This window comes from Micromonospora sp. NPDC049891 (assembly GCF_040660295.1).
Classification (GTDB): Bacteria; Actinomycetota; Actinomycetes; order Mycobacteriales; family Micromonosporaceae; genus Micromonospora.
The window spans coordinates 54,876-75,150 of the sequence record NZ_JBFAML010000017.1 but is presented as its reverse complement, the minus strand read 5'-3'; the positions used below and the strand labels follow the sequence as shown (position 1 = coordinate 75,150).

Annotated in this window: 14 protein-coding genes; 12 read left to right on the top strand and 2 right to left on the bottom strand. The window is 71.8% G+C overall.

The window, feature by feature from the left end:
• Nucleotides 1-22 precede the first annotated feature (22 nt).
• From AB0I71_RS21355 to fxsT, 11 genes are all read left to right on the top strand, one after another.
• On the top strand, nucleotides 23-661 hold the full coding sequence (locus tag AB0I71_RS21355) for a transporter (protein ID WP_357587179.1): 639 nt from the start codon (nucleotides 23-25) through the stop codon (nucleotides 659-661).
• Nucleotides 658-969, top strand: coding sequence for a transcriptional regulator (locus AB0I71_RS21350; RefSeq protein WP_204007518.1), 312 nt, complete (start codon nucleotides 658-660; stop codon nucleotides 967-969). Before AB0I71_RS21355 ends, AB0I71_RS21350 begins: the two co-directional genes overlap by 4 nt.
• Complete coding sequence (locus AB0I71_RS21345; protein WP_357587176.1) at nucleotides 966-1,865, top strand: ABC transporter ATP-binding protein; 900 nt, start codon at nucleotides 966-968, stop codon at nucleotides 1,863-1,865. The genes AB0I71_RS21350 and AB0I71_RS21345 overlap by 4 nt, the downstream gene beginning before the upstream one ends.
• Nucleotides 1,866-1,875: 10 nt before the next feature.
• On the top strand, nucleotides 1,876-2,613 hold the full coding sequence (locus AB0I71_RS21340; RefSeq protein ID WP_357587174.1) for an ABC transporter permease: 738 nt from the start codon (nucleotides 1,876-1,878) through the stop codon (nucleotides 2,611-2,613).
• 138 nt (nucleotides 2,614-2,751) lie between these two features.
• On the top strand, nucleotides 2,752-3,072 hold the full coding sequence (locus AB0I71_RS21335; RefSeq protein ID WP_357587172.1) for a CU044_2847 family protein: 321 nt from the start codon (nucleotides 2,752-2,754) through the stop codon (nucleotides 3,070-3,072).
• Nucleotides 3,069-6,512 carry a tetratricopeptide repeat protein gene (locus AB0I71_RS21330; protein ID WP_357587170.1) on the top strand — a complete coding sequence of 1,148 codons (3,444 nt, stop codon included), beginning with the start codon at nucleotides 3,069-3,071 and terminating at the stop codon, nucleotides 6,510-6,512. The genes AB0I71_RS21335 and AB0I71_RS21330 overlap by 4 nt, the downstream gene beginning before the upstream one ends.
• A gap of 214 nt (nucleotides 6,513-6,726) precedes the next feature.
• Nucleotides 6,727-6,903: a hypothetical protein gene (locus tag AB0I71_RS21325; RefSeq protein WP_357587168.1), complete on the top strand. Its 177-nt coding sequence runs from the start codon at nucleotides 6,727-6,729 to the stop codon at nucleotides 6,901-6,903.
• A gap of 60 nt (nucleotides 6,904-6,963) precedes the next feature.
• Nucleotides 6,964-9,267: an FxsB family cyclophane-forming radical SAM/SPASM peptide maturase gene (locus tag AB0I71_RS21320; protein WP_357587166.1), complete on the top strand. Its 2,304-nt coding sequence runs from the start codon at nucleotides 6,964-6,966 to the stop codon at nucleotides 9,265-9,267.
• Nucleotides 9,264-10,103 (top strand): AAC(3) family N-acetyltransferase, encoded by an 840-nt coding sequence (locus tag AB0I71_RS21315; protein WP_357587164.1) that lies wholly within the window; start codon nucleotides 9,264-9,266, stop codon nucleotides 10,101-10,103. The genes AB0I71_RS21320 and AB0I71_RS21315 overlap by 4 nt, the downstream gene beginning before the upstream one ends.
• A 77-nt stretch (nucleotides 10,104-10,180) precedes the next feature.
• Entirely contained in the window at nucleotides 10,181-11,326 is a 1,146-nt protein-coding gene (locus AB0I71_RS21310; protein WP_357587162.1) for a hypothetical protein, read from the top strand.
• A gap of 5 nt (nucleotides 11,327-11,331) precedes the next feature.
• Nucleotides 11,332-15,258, top strand: coding sequence for an FxSxx-COOH system tetratricopeptide repeat protein (fxsT, locus tag AB0I71_RS21305; protein ID WP_357587160.1), 3,927 nt, complete (start codon nucleotides 11,332-11,334; stop codon nucleotides 15,256-15,258).
• A 12-nt stretch (nucleotides 15,259-15,270) separates the two neighbouring features.
• On the opposite strand, the gene AB0I71_RS21300 is transcribed toward fxsT, so the two are convergent.
• The gene (locus AB0I71_RS21300; protein ID WP_357587158.1) at nucleotides 15,271-16,134 is read right to left on the bottom strand and encodes an alpha/beta hydrolase; all 864 of its coding nucleotides are present in this window, start codon (nucleotides 16,132-16,134) and stop codon (nucleotides 15,271-15,273) included.
• A 229-nt stretch (nucleotides 16,135-16,363) separates the two neighbouring features.
• Here AB0I71_RS21300 and AB0I71_RS21295 point away from each other — a divergent pair, with 229 nt between their 5' ends.
• Nucleotides 16,364-16,846 (top strand): molybdenum cofactor biosysynthesis protein, encoded by a 483-nt coding sequence (locus tag AB0I71_RS21295; protein WP_357587156.1) that lies wholly within the window; start codon nucleotides 16,364-16,366, stop codon nucleotides 16,844-16,846.
• A gap of 14 nt (nucleotides 16,847-16,860) precedes the next feature.
• Here AB0I71_RS21295 and AB0I71_RS21290 read toward each other — a convergent pair whose 3' ends face one another.
• Complete coding sequence (locus tag AB0I71_RS21290; protein ID WP_357587154.1) at nucleotides 16,861-20,184, bottom strand: BTAD domain-containing putative transcriptional regulator; 3,324 nt, start codon at nucleotides 20,182-20,184, stop codon at nucleotides 16,861-16,863.
• Nucleotides 20,185-20,275 lie beyond the last annotated feature (91 nt).

Genomic DNA, 20,275 nt, shown 5'->3' with positions numbered 1-20,275 from the left:
TTTGCGTCTTAAAGTAGTTTGCGTGATCGCCGACGAAGATCTGCCACCCGAGGACCCGGCCGCCGCCCTGCGACTGATCGACGAGCAGCGGGCGACCGCCGCCCGCCAGTTCGAACCGGACCCACGTGCCTACTACTGGCCCTGGGGGCTGGCCTGGCTGATCGGCTTCGGGCTCCACTTCCTCTACTACTCGCCGGGTGGCACGCCCCTTGTCGAGATGCCCTCCTGGCTGCCGTTGACTGTGTTGTTCGTCCTGCTGGCCGCCGCCGGTACCTTCACCGCGGTGGCCGGTGCACGGGCGTACGGGCAGGTGACCGGGGAGTCCGCCCGACGCGGCGCCTGGTACGGCTGGTCCTGGGGACTGGGCTTCCTGACCGTCTTCGTGCTCGCCGGCCGGTTGTCCGACAGCCTCCCGCCGGACCTCGTCGGCCTGCTCTGGTCGTCCCTCGCGGTGGGCCTGACCGGCATCCTGCACATGGCGGGGGGCGCGGTCTGGTTGGACCGTGCCCTGTTCCTGCTCGGTGTCTGGATCACCGTGGTCAACGTGCTCGGCACCATTGCCGGCCCCGGCTGGCACGCCCTGGTCGTAGCAGTGGCCGGCGGCGGCGGGATGCTCCTCGCCGGCATGCTCGGTTGGCTCCGTCGCCGGGGTCGGCCGTGACCGAACTCGACCCGGTCATTCACGCCCAGGCTCGTCTTCGGGTGGTCGCCTCCCTGTCCGCCCTGCCCGATTGTGATCAGGTCACCTTTCCCCGCTTGCAGGAGGTCCTCGGGATGACCGCGGGGAACCTCTCGGTGCACCTGCGACGGCTGGAGGAAGCCGGGTACGTCGCCGTCACCAAGACCCACCGGGGTCGTACCCCGGTGACCCTGATCGCCCTCACCCGTCGCGGTCGCCTGGCTTTCGAGGAGTACACGGAGGCGATCCGTGCGCTGCTCGCACCCGCCGATTCCAAGGAGACGCCATGATCCTCGCCCGGGCCGAGCAGGCCACCCGACGCTACGGTGACGTCCTGGCCCTCGACCGGGTCGACCTGGACGTGTCGGTCGGCGAGTTGGTCGGCCTCCTCGGGCCGAACGGAGCCGGCAAGAGCACCCTGCTCAACCTGCTCGTCGGGCTGCGCCGGCCCACCGGCGGGCGGGTGCTGCTGTTCGGCGGCGATCCCCGCGATCCGGCGCACCGCAGGTGGGTCGGTGTCACTCCGCAGGAGACCGGGCTCCCCGGCTCGCTGCGCGTCGGTGAGGTGGTCGATTTCGTGGGCGCGCACTTTACCGACCCGGTCCCACGGGCCGAGCTGCTCGACCGGTTCGGCCTGGCGGATCTGGCCCGACGGCAGACCGGTGGCCTGTCCGGAGGGCAGCGCCGGCGGCTGGCGGTGGCGCTGGCCTTCGTCGGTCGGCCCCGGCTGGTCCTGCTCGACGAGCCGACCACCGGCCTCGACGTCGAGGCCCGGCACGCGCTGTGGGACGCGATCCGTGCGTTCCACGCCGACGGCGGCACGGTCCTGCTCACCAGCCACTACCTGGAGGAGATCGAGGCACTGGCCCAGCGGGTGGTGGTCATCGGTCAGGGCCGGGTGCTCGCCGATGGCAGCGTCGCGGCCATCCGCGGTGTGGTCGGCCTGCGCCGGGTCAGCCTGACCGTCGACGACCTGCCGACACTGCCGAACGTGGTCCGCGTCGAACGGGACCGGGAGCGGGTCCACCTGCTCACCGGTGACGCCGACCAACTGGTCCGCGACCTGGTCAACGCCGGTGTGGCCTTCCGCGATCTGGAGGTCCGACCCACCTCACTGGAGGAGGCGTTCCTCACCATCACCGCCGACAGCCGGCCGGCAGATGCCGGCGTGCCGACCACCGCCTGAGGAGACTTCCGTGCAGTACGCCCTGGCTCACGCCCGTTATCAACTGCTGGAACTCGCCCGGACCCCGGTCGCGGTGTTCGGCAGCGCCTTCTTTCCCGCAGTCGCGATGCTCTTCTTCGTGGTGCCGGCCGTCGGTGACAACGCCGTCGGCGCCACCTACGCCACCGCCGCCATGGTCACCTTCGCGGTGCTCAGCGCGAACGTCTTCCAGTACGGCGTCGGCGTCGCCGAGGACCGGGCCCAACCGTGGGATCCGTACCTGCGGACCCTGCCGGTGGGGTCGGCGCCCCGATTCGCCGGCCGGGTGCTGGCCGGCCTGACCCTCACCTACCTGTCGCTGCTCCCGGTGGTGCTCATCGCGGCACTGCTCACCGAGGCGCGAACCACAGTGGCGGGGTTCGCGCTCGCCGCCGCCACCGTCGCACTGGTGTCCGTGCCGTTCACGCTGATGGGGCTGACCATCGGCTACGCCCTGCCGAGCAAGGCGGCGATCGTGGTCGCCCAGCTGGTGTTCTTCCCGCTGGCCGTCGGCGGTGGTCTGCTCACCGCACCCGGGCAGGCACCCGCGTTCATCGAAGCGATCGCACCGTTCCTGCCGACGCGGGGAGCCGTCGAGCTGATGTGGACGGCGGTGGGCGACTTCCAGCCCGAGCCGCTCTCGATGATCATGCTCGGGGTGTGGATCGTCGGGCTGGCGGCACTCGCGGGCTGGGCGTACCGCCGCGACGAGGGACGCCGCTTCTCCTGACCCGGCAATGCCGCGTCCCCGGGGTGCTGCCGGCGCTGCCCGCGACAGGCGGCGGGACCGTCAGGTGGACGACCGGCGGACGTGATCGCGCATGTCACCATGCAAGGTGAGTCGACTTCGGTACCGAGGGGTGGCGACATGCAACCTGATCATTCTCGGCGTACGCACGTGGAGCCGATCCGCTCCGGAGAGGTCGAGTTCTTCGCGGAACTGGTGGACGGCGGCGGCCCGGAGAACGTCTCACCGGCGAGACTGCTCTCCTTCGACGGCGTCCGCGACACGGTCGAGGTCATCGCCGACGAGCTGTCACGAGCCTGGCAGCACGCCAAGCCGACGGAGGCGACAGTCGAGTTCGGCCTGTCGCTGACCGCCAAGGCGGGCCCACTCACCGGACTGATCGTGGCCGGAGACGGCGCGGCCACCTTCAAGATCACTCTGGTCTGGAAAGGCGGTTCGTGACCCGGACCGGCCAACTGCCGGGCGGCGGCGCGGTCGCCTCTCGTCAGTTCCGCCGACATGTGGTGCGGGTGACCGGGTCCGACGGGACTCTGCTGGGCAGCGGCTTCTTCATCGCCCCAGGCTGGGTGGTCACGGCCGCTCACGTCGTGTTCGACCGCGCCCGGCGCTGCTTCCACGAGGCGGTCCAGGTGACGCCGGCCGCCGTTGACGTCGGTGACGGCGCGGTGCCCGCCGACGTGGTCGCCCACTCCGACCCGCCGGAGCGCACCGTCCTGTGGCCGTTTCCGGATCTGGCGCTGCTGCGCCTGACGCCCGACCTGCCGTGGGTGACCCGACACCCGGTCGTGTGGACGGCGAACGGGGAGCCGCTGGGCGACGACTGCCACGCCTACGGATTCCCGGTGCGCGAGTCGAACGCCCCGCCGCCGGGCGCCCCGGCACGGTTCACCTTCGAGGGAGTCGACGGCGACGGGTTCTTCCGGCTCAAGGCGGGCCAGGCGGCCCCCGGCCTCTCCGGGGCGCCGTTGCTGTGCCCGGCCCGTCGGGCGGTCGTCGGGGTGATGACCGGTACCCGGGACCGCGACAACGACCTGGGCGGCTGGGCGGCTCCGATCTCGGCCCTGCTCGGCGAGTTGCCCGGCGTACCCGACTCGCTTGTCACGCATGGGCACGACCTGCTGCGGCTCGGAGCACAGGCGGTGCTGGCCGACCGCCGGACGTGGCACGCGGTCGTGCCGGTGCCCGAGGGCGCGGACCTGCGGCCGAACTGGGAGGGCTTCGTCAAGATGCCGGGCTCCCTGCCGGCCGAGATGCTGCTGGCCGACGCGCGGGTCGTACCGTACCGGCTGCGCGACGAGGATCTCGCGCACGCCGTACGGTGGTGCGAGCGACCCACCGCGATGGAGGTGTGGCGTTTCGCCGGTGTCGGGGGTGCCGGCAAGACCCGGCACGCCATCGAACTGTGCCGGGCCATGGATCGGCGGGGCTGGCTGGTCGTACGGTGGACCGAACTCACCGCGTTGCACAGCGCGGTGCAGGAGGTCGCCGGGCTGCCGTTGCCCCGGTTGATCGTGATCGACTATGTCGAGGCGATCGCGATCGACACGTTGCGGGCACTTCTCGACAAGCTGCGACGCAACGCCAGTCAGCTGGCGCCGGTGCGGGTCGTGCTGCTCACCCGGACCACGGCCCGTGGCGAGGCGGGCAACGCGGACATCGTCCGGGAACTGGGCAAGGGAGCCGAGCCGGCGCTACGCACGATCCTCAGCGGCAGCGGAGACCCCATCGCGATCCGTGGCCTGCCACTGGCCGAACGCCGGGATCTGTACGGGGCGGCGTTCAAGGCGTTCCGGCGTGCCTGGTTCGGCGAGAAGTCGCCGCCGACACCGCCGGTGCCGCCGCTCGGCGGAAAGCGGTACGAGGTGCCGCTGGAGGTGTTGCTGGAGGCCTTCGACCGGGCGCTGTCCGACCAGGACGCCGCCCGCGACCGGCCGCCCGTCGACCGCGCGCTCGATCACGAGGCACGTCACTGGAACGGGCAGGCTCCGCCGGACCTGGCCGAGCGGACACGTCGGGCCGCGGTCGCCCTGGCCAGCCTCGCCGGTGCCGAGGACGACGGCCAGGCCGACGACCTGCTGCAGATCCTGCCCGAGCTGCGCGGCGAGCGCCGGGCCGCCCTGCGCGGCGAGACCCTGCTCTGGCTCTCCGAGCTGTACGCCGGGCCGTTGCAGATCAATCCGGTCAGACCCGACCTGCTCGGTGAGGCGCTTGTCGCCGAGACTCTCGCTCGGCAGCGCGACGGCGGACGTGAGCTGCTCGCGGCGGTGTTCGACCTGGCCGACAACGGGCAGGTCGCCCGTAGCCTCGATCTGCTCGCCCGGCTGGCCGTCACCGACACCGTCGCCGCCGTGCCGGTGGCGGCGGCGCTGTTCGACAGGCACACCCGCCTCGCCGACCGGGCGGAGGCACGCGCGCGCGGCGGCGGAGACCGGCCGGGCAACCTCGACCTCGCGATCGGTCTGCAACGGTTGCTCGCCGGCGGGGTGGAGGCGCAGGTGGAGCAGGTGGCCCGGTCCGGCCCGGCCGGTGACACCAGGATGGTGGAGCTGTCCACGTCGTACAACAAGATTGGTGACCTGGCTCGGGACTCCGGGCAGAGCGAGCGCGCCGAGGCGCTCTACACCCGAGCGTTGGGGATCCGCGAACGACTCTCCTGGGCACGACCCGATGACACTTATCTCGCCCGGGAGCTGTCGATCTCCTACAACAAGCTGGGACGGTTGGCGGCCTGGCTGGGGCAGCCGGAACTCGCGCGTGGCCTGTACGAGAAGGGCCTGGCCATCCGGGAGCGGCTGCACAAGGCGCACCCCGGTGACAGCACCTACGCGCGGGATCTGGCGGTGTCCCGACAACGGCTCGCCGAGGCCATCCGGGAAACGGGCGACCCTTCACGGGCGGAGGCGCTGTACCGGCAGGTGCTCGGCATCCGCGAACGACTGTTCACGCGGGAGCCGACGAATCCGGTGTTCGCCCGGGACCTGTCCATCTCCTACGACGTGCTCGGAGATCTCGCTCTGGAAGGCGGTGACCCCAGGGAGGCACGGCAGCTGTACGAACGAGGTCACGCACTCCGGGAGCGACTGTCGGGCGACGATCCCGACAACGTCACGTTCGCCCGGGACCTGTCGGTCTCCTACGAGCGTCTGGGGGATCTCGCGGCCAAGGCGGCGCAGTTCGCCGAGGCCCGGCGGCGCTACGAGCTGGCGCTGGACATCCGGCGTCGGCTGCGGGATGTACAGCCACTCAACACCGAGTTCTCTCACGACCTGCTGGTATGCCACGGCGGACTGGGTGAACTGGCCGTCCAGGAGGGCCACCTGGCCGAGGCTGAACGGCACTACCAGCTGGGGCTCGGTGTCGCCGAGGACCTGCTCGCCGTCGAGCCCCGCAATGCGACGTTCGTTCGCGCCGCGCTGTTCTTCTACACCGGCCTCGGTGCCCTCGCCGCTCGGCGCGGCGACGGCGAAGCTGCCGAGCGCTACTACCGGCTCGGCCGCACCAGGGCCGAGCGGATGCTCGCCACCGAACCGGGAAGCCTCCACTTCGCCCGGCACCTGGCGTCCTTCTACGAGCGGCTCGGTGAACTCGCGCTCAGCGGCACCACCCGGCCACGCTCCGGCAACGCGGAGACGTTGCTCAGCGCGGCCGCACACGTCCGTCGTGACCTGAGGACCAGGGAACCGGCGAACGTCGAACTGGTCGAGGAGCTGGCACAGTCGTTGCTGCTGGTCAGTCAGGTTCTCACCGAGCCGGCGCGGTCGGCGGTGCTGGACGAGGCGGTCGAGGCGCTCGAACCGTTCGAACATTCCGGGAGACTGAGCCGAAGCGGACGCGAGTTGTTGTATAGACTGCGGCCGCTGGACCCGGCGGCGCCCTGGTGATCCCATCCTGCCGTCGACATCTCGGCATGTCGGGCTGGGCAGTTTCCACCGAATGGATATGTTCATCCCGGTGTCGGTGAACCATGCTGAGCTGGGAAGGATCTGTGCCGTTCGTCGGAGGTGTTCACTCCGTCGGTACCGCTCCACCCGAAAAATCGAGAGAACTTCCAACCTGGATCGTGGTGCCCGCGTTCCGCCCAGAAAGATCAAGACCGTGAACATAATCGAGAACCAGCACGTCAGCATGACCGAGCGGCTCTCCGAGCTGCGACGCCGGCCGTTGGGGGAGATCCCGGTGGCCCGGGCGGTGGACGTGACCCGTACGGTCATGCGCCATCGCGACGACGCCGAGGGTGGCGTGGAGGTTGCCCGGTTCGGATCCGTCGCATAGGCCACGGTCGTCGTGCCGACCAGCGGGTCACCGGGGACGGCCTGGCCGATCAGCCAATATGTGCTGAAGGTTCACAGCCGGTGTGATCTGGCCTGCGACCACTGCTACGTCTACGAGCACGCCGACCAGAGCTGGCGCGGTCGTCCGATGATCATGGACGCTCGCACCGTGGCGGCGGTCGCCGACCGCATCGCCGAACACGCCGTGACCCATCGCCTGCGGCGGGTCAGCGTCGTCCTGCACGGCGGTGAACCGCTGCTGCTGGGACCGGACCGCATGCGTCAGGTGCTTACCGTGCTGCGCCGACGAATCGAGCCGGTCAGCCGCCTCGATCTGCGCATGCAGACCAACGGGGTCCGGCTGTCCGAGTCGTACTGCGACCTGTTCGCGGAGTACGACGTCCAGGTTGGCGTGTCCCTCGACGGTGACCGGGCCGCCAACGACAGGCACCGGCGGTTCGCCAACGGCGCCAGCAGTCATCCGCAGGTGCTGCGGGGCATCGGGCTGTTGGACCGGCCGGCCTACCGTCGACTCTTCGCCGGCATCCTCTGCACGGTGGACATCCGCAACGACCCGATCGCCGTCTACGAGGCGTTGCGGGCCGCCCGGCCGCCCCGACTCGACCTGCTGCTGCCGCACGCGACCTGGGCGGACCCGCCGTACCGGCCACCCGGGCGGGCCACACCGTACGCCGACTGGTTGCTGGCGGTGCACGAACGCTGGACGGCCGACGGCCGGCCCATGCCGATCCGGTTGTTCGATTCGCTGCGATCCACGGCTGCGGGCGGTCACAGTGGCAGCGAGTGGGTCGGCCTCGACCCCGCGGACCTGGTGGTCGTCGAGACCGACGGCACCTGGGAGCAGGTCGACTCGTTGAAGACCGCGTACGACGGGGCTGCGGCCACCGGTCTTAGCGTGTTCGCGCACACCGTCGACGAGGTGTCGAGGCTGCCCGAGATCGCGCTCCGACAGACCGGACTGGCCGGACTCGCGGCGACGTGCCGGGCCTGCCCGGTCGTGAGCCAGTGCGGCGGTGGGCTGTTCGCGCACCGGTACCGCGAGGGCAGCGGCTTCGACAACCCGTCGGCCTACTGCGCCGATCTCAAGGAGTTGATCGTGTCTTTGAGCGCACGAGGCGACGTCGACCCGGTACCGGTCACCGCGCCGGTCGATCAGGACGGCACGGACCTGCCCGACGGCCTGTTGGACCGGATCGCCGCCGGCAGGACCGACGCGGACGATGTTCGATTCCTGGCCGAATCCCAGCTCGCGATCACCCGGGCGATGCTCGTGGAGGTCGCCGACGGCACGCCGGCGACCACGCGAACCGGCTGGGACATACTGGTGCGGCTCGACCGGGAAGCTCCCGACGCGGTCGAGGAGACGCTGCGACATCCGTACGTGCGCGTCTGGGCTGTCGACGCGCGGCGGCAGCTCGGCACCGACGCCGCCGCAGGTACCCACCTGGCCTGCGTGGCCGCGGTGGCCGCCGTGCGGGCCGGTGCCACAGTGGAACTCGACGTACCGATGCGCTCCGGAGTGCTGCACCTGCCGTCCCTCGGTGCGGTGACGGTGCCGGAACCGGTCACCGGCCCGGCCGTGCTGACTCTTGAGCCCGGATCGTGGCGCATCCGTCACGCCGCCGGCACGACCCAGGTGTCCTTCGACGGGGACCTCGACGTCGCCGTGCCGCAGGTGACGGGCGGCGGTTGGCAGGCCAACCGCCGGCTCGCCTTCGGCGGTACCACGATCCTGTTCGAGGATCTCGATCCGCACCGGGACTGTCACGACTGGAAGGCGGCGGAGCGGCCCGACGCGTCGACACTGGCCCGCTGGGGCGAGGTCCTGGCCGGTGCCTGGTCGAGCATCGAGACCGACCTGCCGCACCAGGCCGCCGCCGTGCTGACGGGACTGCGGGCGGTGGTGCCGCTGGTCGACGACCCGGCAGGTACCCTGCGCAGTTCCACCGCGCGGCAGGCCTTCGCGTCGGTCGGCGTCGCACTGGCCGACGCACCCGCCACGGCCGTGATGATCGCCCACGAGTTCCAGCACAGTGTGCTCGGCGCCCTGCTCGACCTCTGTGACCTCTTCACACCCAGCCCCGGCCTCCGCTTGACGGTGGGCTGGCGGGCCGATCCCCGGCCGGTCGAGGGGGTGCTCCAGGGCACCTACGCGCACCTCGCGATCACCGACATGTGGCGGCAGCGGGCGAGCCGACAGCCACCTGGCAGCCCGGCACACCAACTCCACGAGCAGTATCGGGCGTGGACCGCGGACGCCGCCGACGCCCTGCTGGGCTGCGGGGCGTTGACCCCGGCGGGCGACCGGTTCGTACGCCGGCTCGCGGCGGCGTTGACGCCGTGACCAGGACCATGCCGGTGGTCAGGGCGACGGAACTGGTCGACCAGCTCGCGGCGGCGGGACTCACACCGGGACGCGCCGTGCTGGTGCACGCGTCGATGCGGGCGGTCGGCCCGGTTGACGGTGGCGCGGCGACACTGCTCGCCGCACTGCGCCGGGTGGTCGGTCGGGCCGCGGTCGTGGTGCCCGCACAAACCGCCTACAACTCCACGTCCAGTCCCGAGTTCCGGACGGCGACCAGCGGACTCACCTCCGCCGAGGTGGCTCGGCACATCGACCGGATCGAGGCGTTCGACCCCGCCAGCACTCCGTCGCGCGGGATGGGGGTACTCGCCGAGCAGGTCCGGCAGAGTCCGGCGGCGGTCCGCAGCCGACACCCGCAGACCTCCTTCGCCGCCGTCGGTCACGGCGCTCGCGAGCTGATGCGGGTGCATGACCTCGACTGCCATCTGGGGGAGCGGTCCCCGCTCGGAGCCCTGTACGACGCGGACGCGACGGTGCTGCTACTGGGCGTGGACCATCGGGTCTGCACCGCCTATCACCTCGCCGAATACCGGCTGCCGGCGCGGCGGACACGCGACTACTGCTGCTTTGTCCGAGACGGTGACCGGCGGGTGCGGATGGACTTCACCGGCCTTGATCTCGACGACAGCGACTTCGACCGGATCGGTCAGGCACTGGAACTGGCGCCCGACCCGGTGGTGGTGCACGGCCGGGTCGGCGGCGCGGTCGCGCGGAGCCTGCCCGTGCGCCGCGCTGTCGACTTCGCGGTCGGCTGGATGGCCCGTCACCGTCACCTTCGCGACGCTGGTGAGTGTTGGTCCTTTCACGTATCGTGATGCTCGCCTGACGTGCAGACGGTTGGGGGAGTGGCGGTGCGACTCGGCTCAGCCACTCTCACCCGGGAGCGGCCTCGATGACGCCAGACGAGACACAGTCGCCCACCGGGCAGCAACCCTGCTATTTCTTTCTCAGTCACGCGCATCCGTCCACCGTCGACCGCACCGTCGAGCTCGACTACTACGAGCGGACGGTGTTCGAGGATCTGGCCCGGGTGGTCGATGAGTTGCCGAGGGAACGGCCGCACTGGCGCACCGGGATGTACCGGCCCTGCGGCGACCCGTCGACCAGGTCGGCGGCTCGCATCGAGCGGGCGCTGGCCACCGTCGCGGTATTCGTCGCGTTGCGTTCGGAGAGCTACGACACCGACGAGGTGGCCGCCGCCGAACGGTCCGCCTTCCTCCGCCAGCCGGCGACGCTGCACGCCCGGCTGCCTGGGCAGCGCCTGTTGCCGGTGCTGTGGGAGGTGACGCCGGGCACCGCCGGCCAGACCACCGTCGCGCCGATACCGGATGTGCCGCAGTACGCCGAGACCGGGTTGATCGCCCTCAGCCGCCGCCGCGGTGAGCGCGACGCGTACGAGCGGGTGCTGGCGTACCTCGGTGACTCGATCGTCGAGCTGGCCGAGGGGCGGCGCGCCACGCCGCACACCCACTGGCCGCCGCCGCGCCCGCGCGAGGCGAGACCGGCGTTCGTGATCGCGATGCTCGCCGCGTCCCCGGCCGCCGACCCGGCCGACGGTGGTGATCCTGCGACGCGACCGGAGCATCCCGACCGCCTGCGACAGGTCGCGGCGCAGGTGGCCGGCGGCGTCAACCGGACCAGGTTTGACGTGCAACTGGTCGAGGCCAGCGCCGGGTACGACCAGCTGGGGCGGCGGCCGGCCGTGCTGCTGGTCGAGGAACGGGCGTGGATCGACCCGGCGAGCGGAGCCGACGTGCGGCGTCTGCTGGACGGGCTGCCCGCCTGGGTGCAGCCGCTGATCGTGCCAGCCGGCGACGAACCCCTCCGCATCCCCGAGGACGACGGGTGGGGCGGGCGGCAGGCCCGCGCCGCCGCCCGGCACCGGGCACCCCGTCCCCGCATCATGTCCGCCGTCGACGATCCGTTCACGATCATCGCGGCGGCGATCGGCCGAGCCGTCCGCCACTTCGACGACGAACATCTGGTGGAGCGCCGGTACCCGCCCCGACCACGGTCGAACAGCCATCCGGAGGAGTAGCCGACATGACGGACGCCCGGGACGGTCAGATCATCACGTTCTACTCCTACAAGGGCGGCACCGGCCGGACCATGGCACTTGCCAACACGGCGTGGATTCTCGCCGCGAACGGCCATCGGGTGCTGGTCGTCGACTGGGATCTGGAGTCACCGGGACTGCACCGCTTCTACCGGCCGTTCATCCACGAGGGCATGCTCCGGGGCGCCGGTGGGGTGATCGACATGCTGGTCGGCTACGAGGGGGCGGCGAAGGAGGCGGCGGGCCGTGACCCGGCCGCGCCCGGCGACCTACGGCACGCGACCTTCGCCGACGTACGCCGGCACGCCTTTTCGATCAACTGGCGGTGGCCACCCGGCGGGACACTTGACTTCCTCGGCGCGGGCCGCCACAACCACAGCTACAGCCGATCGATCTCCGGCCTCGACTGGGACCACTTCTACGAGGTGCTGGCCGGCGGCGCGTTCTTCGACGCGCTGCGCGCCGACATGAAACGCAACTACGACTACACGCTCATCGACAGCCGGACCGGGCTCAGCGACGTGGCGGACATCTGCACGGTGCACCTGCCGGACACGCTGGTCGCCTGCTTCACCCTCAGCGAGCAGGGCATCGAAGGCGCTGCTGAGGTCGCCCAGGCGATCAGCCGTAAGACCACGCCCCGGCGGATCCGGGTGCTGCCGGTGGCGATGCGGATCGACCCGGCCGAGAAGCTCAAGGCGGACACCGGTCGGCTGGTGGCCCGGCAGCGCTTCGACGGCCTGCCCGCGCACCTCGGCGACGAGGCGCGGGAACGCTACTGGGCCCAGGTCCAGGTGCCCTACCTCGCCTACTACGCGTACGAGGAAACGCTGGCGACCATCGAGGACAGCTCGGGTGCGCCCGGCAACCTGCTCGGCGCCTTCGAGAAGCTGACCGATGTGATCAGCGAGGGCCGGGTGACCCGGCTGCCCACCATGGACGAGGCCGACCGGGTGCGGGTCAAGGCGCAGTTCGTGCGGATGGCGGCGGTCCGCGAGACCGAGGTGGCGCTGCGGTACGACATCGCCGGTGTCGGCTGGGCCGAATGGATCTCCTGGGTGCTTCGTGAGGTCGGCGTCCAGGTGCACGACCCGGGCCCGGCGGGACGCCTGGAGGGCGTCGCGGTGGCCGCTCGCCCACTGGTGATCAACACCGCCTCGGAGGAAGTCGAGCTGGGGCTCAACGCCGCTCTGATGCGTCCGTCACGTCGCCCGCTGATTGTGCACGTCGGCACGGCGCAGTCCACCGCGATGCCCGTGACCGGCGCCAACTCCATCCGTCTGGGGCGGCTGGATGAGCGTCCCGCGGTGGAGCAACTGTTGCAACTGGTCGGCTTTCCGCCGCCGAAGGCCGAGTTCCTGGTGGGTGCGCCGCGCTTTCCCGGCCGACCGCAGACCGTCTTCCAGGCGCCGCCGCGCAACCTGCTCTTCACCGGCCGGGAAGAGCTGCTCGGGTCGCTGCGTGGGCTGTTGCGTTCGCAGAGCGACGCGGCCGTACCCGTGGTGTTGCAGGGCATGGGCGGCTTCGGCAAGACCCAGCTCATCACCGAGTACGCCCACCGGTTCCGGGCCGCGTACGACGTGGTCTGGTGGATCGACGCCGACGGCGCCTCCGACGTCGACGGTGGGCTCTACGATCTCGGCCGGCGGCTCGGCATTAACCTGCCCAGCAGCGTTCGGGAGGGCGCCCAGACGGTCAAGCAGGCGTTGTCCCGGGGCGAGGGCGGACTGCGCTGGCTCGTGGTCTTCGACAACGCCGAGCGGTTGGACCGGATCAGGCAGTTGCTGCCCAACGGCCCGGGGCACGTCGTGATCACCTCTCAGGGCCCGGGTTGGCTGGAGCAGACGCACGTCGTACCGGTCGACGTGTTCGACCGGGCCGAAAGCGTCAACCACCTGCGCCGCCTGCTGCCCGACCTGGGCGAGCGGGACGCCAACCGGATCGCCGAGGCCCTGGGTGATCTGCCGATCGCCGTGGCCGCCGCGGCGGCGTGGCTGGTCGAGACCCACTCGCCGGTGTCCGAGTACCTGGCGGCGATCGAGCAGGGTGACCTCGGTGCCCTGGGCTCGGAAACCGACATCGGCCGGGTCGAGGCGGCGTGGCGGCTCTCGCTGGACCAGCTGGCGACCCATCGACCGGCCGCCTACCGCCTGTTGCAGCTCTGCTCGGTGATGGCACCCGAGGTGTCGCTCGACATCGTCTACAGCACCGCGATGGCCGAGCAGCTGCGGGCCATCGACGCGACGGTGACCAGCCGTCTCATGATCAACAGGCTGGTGGAACAGATCAAGCGGCTGGCGCTGCTCCGCCTGGACCAGCAGAGCGAGTACGACAGCCAGGGCACCGAACGCGAGAGCACCCGGATCGTGATCCACCGACTGCTGCACTCGGTGGTGCGCTCCCGTATGACGGCGGAGCAGATCGAGGACGCCAAACACCAGGTGCACCTGCTTATCGCTTCGGCGGCCCGGACGCTCGGCGAGGTCGATCTGCAGGACGAGTGGCGCAAGTACCGGATGCTGTGGCCGCACGTCGAGGTCTCCGACGGTACGACCTGTGACTTCGCCCCGGTCCGGCAACTGCTCGTCGACCAGGTTCGCTACTTCTTCGTCCGCGGCAACCCCGACGGCGGGCTGGAGGTGGCCGAGCGCGTCGAACACGCCTGGACCCAGGCTCTCGGCCGGGGGCTTGCCGAACCGGTGCGCCGGGAGGTGCTCGTACAGCTGCTCCAACTGCGGTTCAACAAGGCGAACGTGCTGCGGGACAAGGGAGCGTTCCAGGAGTCCTACGACCTGGACCGGGACGTGTACGCCCAGCAGGTCGACCTGCTCGGCCACGACCACGCCGACGCGCTGATGACGGCCGGCAGCCTCGGCGGGGACCTGCGCGGGCTTGGCCGCTACCCGGAGGCACTGGATCGCGACATCGACACCTACCGGGCCTGGCGTACGGAGTTCGGTGACGACCATGTGCGTACCCTCAACGCCCTGAGCAACCTGGCGGTCTCGCGCCGGCTGATGGGCGACGTGACCGAGGCGTTGCGGCTGGATCAGGAGGTCTACGATCGCCGTCGGCAACTGCTCGGCGAGGACAACCTGAGCACCCTCCAGTCCGCGACGTCACTCGGGCGCGATCTGCGCGACGCCGGCCACTACGAACGGTCCGTGGAGTTGCTCACCCACGTGCGGGACGTCTACGAGACGGTGATGGGGGAGAACACCCGCTTCGTGTACGAGGCCAACGCCAACCTGGCCGTCTCGCTGCGCAGCGCCGGCCGGACCCGCGAGGCGGGCGAACTGCTGGAGGTGGCCTACCACCGGCTGGCGGAGATCCTCGGACCGGACCACCCGGAGACCCTGGCCTGCCGGCTGAGCCGCTCGGTGACCCTGTTGGAGCTGGGGGACTGGGAACAGGCGGAGTCGGAGACCAGCGCGGTGCGCGACGCGTACGCGCGGCAACTCGGTGACCGGCACCCGCACAGCCTGGTGTGCCTGAACAACCACGCCGCCGCGATGCGGGCACGCGGCGAGGTCGACGCGGCCCGCTCGCCGGCCCGGCAGGCCTGGGAAGGGCTCGAAGCGGTACTCAGCGACCGTCACCCGTACACCGTGGCCGCCCAGATCAACGTGGCCATCATCGAGGCCGACCAGCACGAACCCGCCGAGGCGCTCATCCTGCTGAGCGCCGCCGCCGACCTGCTCACCGACCTGCTCGGTCCGGCGCATCCGCATACCCTGCGCTGCCGGGCCAACCAGACACTCATCGAGCGCCGGCTGCACGGCGTCGACCATCAGGTGCAGGTCGACGAGGCCATCGAGGCGGTGGTGGCCAGGATCGGCGGTAACCACCCGTCGGTGGCGGAACTGAAGCGGGGGCGCCCGGTCCGCCGCGTCATCGACCCGCACCCGTTCTGACCGGCGTCCGGCTCACCAGTTCGACAGCCACTCCAGCATCTCGGGCAGGATCTCGACGGCACCGAAGTGGGCGGCGCCCGGCTGGACCTGGACCTCCGCGGTATGGATCTGCCGGGCGAGCCACATGGTGTGGCTCACCGGTGCGAAGTTGTCCTGCTCGCCGTGCCACAGCCGGACCGGAGCGGTGATCGCCGACAGGTTGAAACCCCAGTCCCGCCGGAGGGCGAGCACGTCGTCGATCCAGCCCTGCGGGCCGCTGCGCAGCGCCTCCCGGTACGCCTGGGCGATCAGGCGTCGGATGGCCAGATCGCGCACGACGCGCCGGTCCGGCCAGGTCATGTCGGTCTCCAACTGGGTCAGCAGACTCTCCGGGTCGCGCCGGGTCCGCGCGGCCTGGGCCCTGAGCCGCTCCATCAACCGGTGCCGGTCGTCGGACGCGGCGGCGAAGTCACGCACGTTGCTGGCCGCCATCCCGCTGAACCATTCGAGATCGGCCACGTCGGGTCTGGCGAAACCCACGAGCACCGCCGTGCGGGTGACCGCGTGGGGCAGCAACGCCGCGCAGGCCAGCGCGTGTGGCCCGCCACCGGAGCGGCCGACCACCGAGAACCGGTAGATGTCCAGGTCCTCCGCGATCGCGGCGATGTCCTCGGCCGCGTCGGCGACGGTACGTCCGGGGCGTGGTGTCGAGCCGCCGTAGCCGGGACGGTCGTAGCTGATCAGCCGGATGCCGTACCGGTACAGGACCCCGCTTCGTGGTTTCGGGCCGCTGCGGCTGCCGGGGGTGCCGTGTAGCAGGAAGATGGGTACCCCGTCGGGTTTGCCGGTGATTTCCACAGTCAACCGGCGACCGCCGGCACCGCTCGCGAACCGCACCTCCGTTGCCAGGCGTGTGCCCCTTCCACTCGTCGGGGACCGCGCGATACCCGGCGGCGCCCAGGTCGTCGCCGTCGATGTCGTCAGGAATCAGCGTAGCCCGAGGTGTCAGCCGAAGTGACCACCCGCCGTCGGAAACATCGACGGCTGTTTGTGCGACCCACGCCCGGCGGCGCGGCCATGGGTCGACTCCGCGTGATCGGCGCGACAGGCGTCATAGAGTCAGGGCATGCCGGAGATCGTCCAGTTGCTGGCCTCGCCCGTGCACCGGTTCGTGGGCCGGCCGGCGGACGGGCCGGAGCCGGCGCCGGCCGGTGAGCTGGTGGACGAGATCCGGGTCCGGGCCGAGCTGGGCATCGTCGGCGACCGGTACTTCGGTAAGGCCGCGCACCGCCAGGCGAGCGTCACGATCATCGCGGCCGAGTCGTTGCCGCCGGGGACCGGCCTGGCGCAGGTCCGACGCAACATCCTGACCAGCGGCATCACCGTGGACGACCTGGTCGGCTCGATGCTGGTGCTCGACTCGGGTCAGGGTCCGGTACGGCTGCGGGTGAACCGGGCGGCACACCCCTGCGCCTGGATGGACGTGACCATCGGCCCCGGCGCGTGGCGCGGCCTGCGTGGCAGGGGAGGCGTCCGCTGCACCCCGCTGACCGACGGCATCCTGCGGGTCGGTCCCGTCGACGTGACCATCGAGGACGGTCCGGCGTAGCCACCTGAGCCCACTCACCCGGAAACGGAGGTGTAGTGGGCCCGCGCCCGCTCATGGTCACCGAGCGCGGTGGCGAGGTCGCCGAGGTGCCGGGCGACCCGACCCAGGCTGAGCACGCCGCTGCCGGCACCCGCCAGCTCGCCGGCGGCGGGCAGCAGGTCGGCGTACGCGGCACGGATGCGGGCCCGGTCGCCGAGCGCGAGTGCGGCGCGGGCGACGAGGCAGCAACGGGCCTCGCGGAGCAGGTCGTGCGGTGAGTCCGGCACCGCGCTCAGGGCCTCGGCGGCCTCGCTGCGGTCACCGTCGGCGAGCAACAGCAACGGGCGTACCCAGGGTTCGTGTGGGCCCCAGTCCTCGCCCCACCAGCGGACCGCCTCACCCGGTGTCAGCTCACCACCGGTGTTCAGACGCAGGCAGAGCAGCGCCAGCGGGGCCAGCCCCTGCGCCATGCCGGGCAGTTCCTCGGCGGGCAGCGCCCGATCCGCCTCCCGGTAGGCGTCCTCCGCCTCGCCGGAGCGCCCCTCGATGGCCAGCCGCAGAGCCGCGTACCACCGGATGAAGAGACCGACAAGCGGCAGCTCGTAGCGGCGGGCGAGGCGGTCGGCGGCGGCGGCACGGACGTCGGCCGTGGACAGGTCGCCGACCGCGCAGTACGCCTGCAGGGCGATGAGGTGTCCGAGTACCTCGAAGGTCACCAGGTTCCGGGAACGGGCCACCTCCGCCAGTTCCACCCCGAGCCGTGCCCGCTCCGGCGCCAGGCCGGCCCGGTGGAAGGTGTGCAGGTAGCGGGCGTTGAGCGCCATCGCGAGCAGCGGCACGTCGCCGGTCTGCCGGGCGATGTCCTCGGCCTCGCGGGCGGCCCGCTCGCCGCGGTCGCCGGTGGTGCCGCGCAGTTCCAGTGCCAGGGTGGCCAGCAGGTGACCTCGGCGGGTCCGTTCGTCCGGGGGCAGGGCCGCCAGTGCGGCGTCGACGGCCACCGCGACCTGCCGGGACAGCGGCTCGTCGTCGTTGCGGGTCCAGATCGCCGGTACGTCGAAGGCGGTGAGCACGTCCGCCAGCAGGTCGGGGTCGCCGAGTCGCCGCGCGGTGGTGATCGCCTCGGCCCGGTGCCGGCGGGCCTGCGCCAGCCGACCGGTGACCGCGAGGGCCCGTCCCAGACCCATCTGCGCCGCCAGCCGGCCGGGCACGTCGTCGTCGGCGGCCCGGTCGTACGCGGTGACCGCCTGCTCCCACAGTCGGACCGCGTCGTGCGGGGCGGCCCTCGCCTCGGCCTGCTCGGCCGCCGACCGCGCGTAGCGGGCCGCACGGCCGGCGGTGGCCCGGGTACCGGCGGCGGTGAAATGGTGGGCGAGGGCGGCGGCCTGGTGCGGATGCAGCCGTTCCAAGGCCTCCGCCGCGGCGGCGTGCCACCCGGCGCGGCGCGCTGCCGGCAGGTCGTCGTAGAGGGTGTCGCGTACCAGGATGTGGGTGAAGCGCAGTTGCCCGCCCGTACCGTGGGCGCTGAGAAAACCGGCCTGTTCGGCCTGGTCGAGGGCGTTGAGGACGACCGGTTCCCGCTCGCCGGCCAGCGCCGAGAGCACCTCCGGGTCGACGTCCCGGCCGACGACTGCCGCCTGCCGCAGCAGCGTGCGGGTGGCTTCCGGTAGCTGCGCGAGGCGGTGCCGGATCACGTCCCGCACCCCGGCGGGCACCCGCGCAAGCGCCTGCGGGCCCTCGGCGGCGAGCAGTCGGGCCAGTTCGCGGACGAAGAACGGGTTGCCGCCGCTGCGGTGCTGGATCGACCTGAGGGTGGCGGCGTCGACGTCGGTCCCGACGACGGCCCGGGTCAGTTCGGCGGTCGCCGCCTCGGACAGTCCGGTGAGGTAGACACGGGCCGGCTCGCGGGGTGCGAGCCGGGCCAGCGTCGCCGTCAGTCCGGCACCGACCTGCGAGGTGCGGTACGCCGCGACGATCATGACGGGGCCGCTGGCCGGTTCGGGCTCGGCGAACAGACCGGTGAGCAGGTCCAGGGTTCCCTCGTCGGCGCGGTGCAGGTCGTCGAGGACCAGCAGCACCGGGGCCCGCCGGGCCGCCGCGTCGACAAGCTCGACCGCCTCACGCCGCAGCCGGAACCGCAGCGTCTCCGGGCTCGGTCCGTCGCTGTCGACGTTCGACACGGACCCGCCGGGCCGTGCCGGACGCGGGGCCTGCGCTTCCGGCCCGGACACGACGGCCAGCGCCTCGCTGATCTGCGTCCAGGGCCAGGCGACCGGGGCACCGTCGTACTCGGGGGTTCGTCCCCAGGCGGTCAACCACCCGTCGGCTGCGAGGCGGCGGGTGAGCGCGTCGAGCAGGACGGTCTTGCCGGCACCCGCGTCGCCGGAGATCAGGGCGACGGCCGGTACGCCGGTGCGGGCCACGACGGCGGCGACCTGTACCAGACGGGCCAGCTCCGGTTCGCGACCGACGAACGGACGCCGTCGCCGCGGTGCGCCCTCGGTCCCGGCGGGAGTGACCGCGACCGTGGCGGACGAAGCGGGCACCGGTGCCGGTGACGCGGTGGGCGTGGTCGGGGCGAGGTGTGGCGCCTGGCGGAGGATGTCGGCTTCGAGTTGGCGCAGCCGGGGGCCGGGGTCGACGCCGAGTTCGTCGACCAGGGTGTCGCGGACCCGGCGCAGCGCGGCCAGGGCCTCACCCTGGCGGCCGGAGCGGTACAGCGCGACCACCCACACCCGCCAGATGTCCTCGCGCAACGGATGCGCCTCGGCGTCGGACCGAAGATCGGCGGCCGCCTCGACATCGCGGCCCAGCGCCATCAGCGCCTCGGCGCGCCGCTGGCCGGCGAGCAGCCGCAGGTCGTCGAGGCGGTTGATCTCCCCTCGGGCCCAGCCCTCGTTGTCGTACCCGGCGTAGGCAGGACCCCGCCACAGGGCCAGCGCCTCGTCCAGGCCGGTCAGCGCCGCCTCGGCACGGCCCTCGCCGAGCAGCCGCCCCGACCCGACCACCGCCGCCTCGAACCGCCAGGCGTCGACGGCGTCGGCGGGGGCGCGCAGCGCGTACCCGGGTGCTGCGGTGATCAGCAACTGGGCCGGTCGGCGGGCCGGCCGGTCCGGCTCCAGGGCCCGTCGCAGGTCGGCCACGAAGGTGCGGATCGCCGCGACCGAGCCCTCCGACGGTGCGTGCCAGAGGTCGGCGAGGAGCTGGTCCACCGGGACCACCCGGCCACGGGCGATGAGCAGCCGGGCCAGCACGGCACGATGCCGGGGGCCTTTCAACCCGACCGGGTCACCACCGGCCCACGCGGTCACCGCACCCAGTACCCCGAAGGACACCGCCGGGACCGTGTCCTGCCTGGTCATGCGACCACTCTAGGTGCCGGTCACGGTGGCGGTCCGCCGGTACTCATCGGGCACTCATCCGCTGCTGATCCGGCCCGGCGAACCTCGGTGT

What these genes read in the sequence shown, in the direction of transcription:
- AB0I71_RS21335 (WP_357587172.1), top strand. Translation starts at nt 2,752, where the DNA reads ATGCAACCTGATCATTCTCGGCGTACGCACGTGGAGCCGATCCGCTCC.
- AB0I71_RS21295 (WP_357587156.1), top strand. Translation starts at nt 16,364, where the DNA reads ATGCCGGAGATCGTCCAGTTGCTGGCCTCGCCCGTGCACCGGTTCGTG.
- AB0I71_RS21290 (WP_357587154.1), bottom strand. Translation starts at nt 20,184, where the DNA reads ATGACCAGGCAGGACACGGTCCCGGCGGTGTCCTTCGGGGTACTGGGT.
- fxsT (WP_357587160.1), top strand. Translation starts at nt 11,332, where the DNA reads ATGACGGACGCCCGGGACGGTCAGATCATCACGTTCTACTCCTACAAG.
- AB0I71_RS21345 (WP_357587176.1), top strand. Translation starts at nt 966, where the DNA reads ATGATCCTCGCCCGGGCCGAGCAGGCCACCCGACGCTACGGTGACGTC.
- AB0I71_RS21310 (WP_357587162.1), top strand. Translation starts at nt 10,181, where the DNA reads ATGACGCCAGACGAGACACAGTCGCCCACCGGGCAGCAACCCTGCTAT.